Origin of the sequence: Nostoc sp. FACHB-133 (assembly GCF_014698055.1) — a bacterium.
In the GTDB taxonomy this organism is placed as follows: Bacteria; Cyanobacteriota; Cyanobacteriia; order Cyanobacteriales; family Nostocaceae; genus Nostoc.
In genome coordinates, this window is record NZ_JACJSH010000159.1 from 1 (window position 1) to 1,569 (window position 1,569).

General features: G+C 54.0%; 1 rRNA gene. It reads left to right on the forward strand.

What is annotated here, in order from left to right:
* Window position 1: 1 nt before the first annotated feature.
* A 16S ribosomal RNA gene (locus tag H6G86_RS38070) occupies window positions 2-1,490 on the forward strand.
* Window positions 1,491-1,569 lie beyond the last annotated feature (79 nt).

A 1,569-nucleotide genomic window follows, 5' to 3' on the forward strand; every position in this document is an offset into this window, starting at 1 on the left:
CAAAACGGAGAGTTTGATCCTGGCTCAGGATGAACGCTGGCGGTATGCTTAACACATGCAAGTCGAACGGTGTCTTCGGACACAGTGGCGGACGGGTGAGTAACGCGTGAGAATCTGGCTCTAGGTCTGGGACAACCACTGGAAACGGTGGCTAATACCGGATGTGCCCTTGGGTGAAAGGTTAACTGCCTAGAGATGAGCTCGCGTCTGATTAGCTAGTAGGTAGTGTAATGGACTACCTAGGCGACGATCAGTAGCTGGTCTGAGAGGACGATCAGCCACACTGGGACTGAGACACGGCCCAGACTCCTACGGGAGGCAGCAGTGGGGAATTTTCCGCAATGGGCGAAAGCCTGACGGAGCAATACCGCGTGAGGGAGGAAGGCTCTTGGGTCGTAAACCTCTTTTCTCAGGGAAGAACACAATGACGGTACCTGAGGAATAAGCATCGGCTAACTCCGTGCCAGCAGCCGCGGTAATACGGAGGATGCAAGCGTTATCCGGAATGATTGGGCGTAAAGCGTCCGCAGGTGGCAATGTAAGTCTGCTGTTAAAGAGTCTAGCTCAACTAGATAAAAGCAGTGGAAACTACATAGCTAGAGTACGTTCGGGGCAGAGGGAATTCCTGGTGTAGCGGTGAAATGCGTAGAGATCAGGAAGAACACCGGTGGCGAAGGCGCTCTGCTAGGCCGTAACTGACACTGAGGGACGAAAGCTAGGGGAGCGAATGGGATTAGATACCCCAGTAGTCCTAGCCGTAAACGATGGATACTAGGCGTGGCTTGTATCGACCCGAGCCGTGCCGTAGCTAACGCGTTAAGTATCCCGCCTGGGGAGTACGCCGGCAACGGTGAAACTCAAAGGAATTGACGGGGGCCCGCACAAGCGGTGGAGTATGTGGTTTAATTCGATGCAACGCGAAGAACCTTACCAAGGCTTGACATGTCGCGAATCCTGGTGAAAGCTGGGAGTGCCTTCGGGAGCGCGAACACAGGTGGTGCATGGCTGTCGTCAGCTCGTGTCGTGAGATGTTGGGTTAAGTCCCGCAACGAGCGCAACCCTCGTTTTTAGTTGCCAGCATTAAGTTGGGCACTCTAGAGAGACTGCCGGTGACAAACCGGAGGAAGGTGGGGATGACGTCAAGTCAGCATGCCCCTTACGCCTTGGGCTACACACGTACTACAATGCTCCGGACAGAGGGCAGCAAGCATGCGAATGCAAGCAAATCCCGTAAACCGGAGCTCAGTTCAGATCGCAGGCTGCAACTCGCCTGCGTGAAGGAGGAATCGCTAGTAATTGCAGGTCAGCATACTGCAGTGAATTCGTTCCCGGGCCTTGTACACACCGCCCGTCACACCATGGAAGCTGGTAGTGCCCGAAGTCATTACTCCAACCTTTCGGGGAGGAGGATGCCTAAGGCAGGACTGGTGACTGGGGTGAAGTCGTAACAAGGTAGCCGTACCGGAAGGTGTGGCTGGATCACCTCCTTTTTAGGGAGACCTACACCCCTTACATATCGAAAAACACACAGTTAAATAGATAGTAAGTTGGTCTAACCTAGGTCGGTCG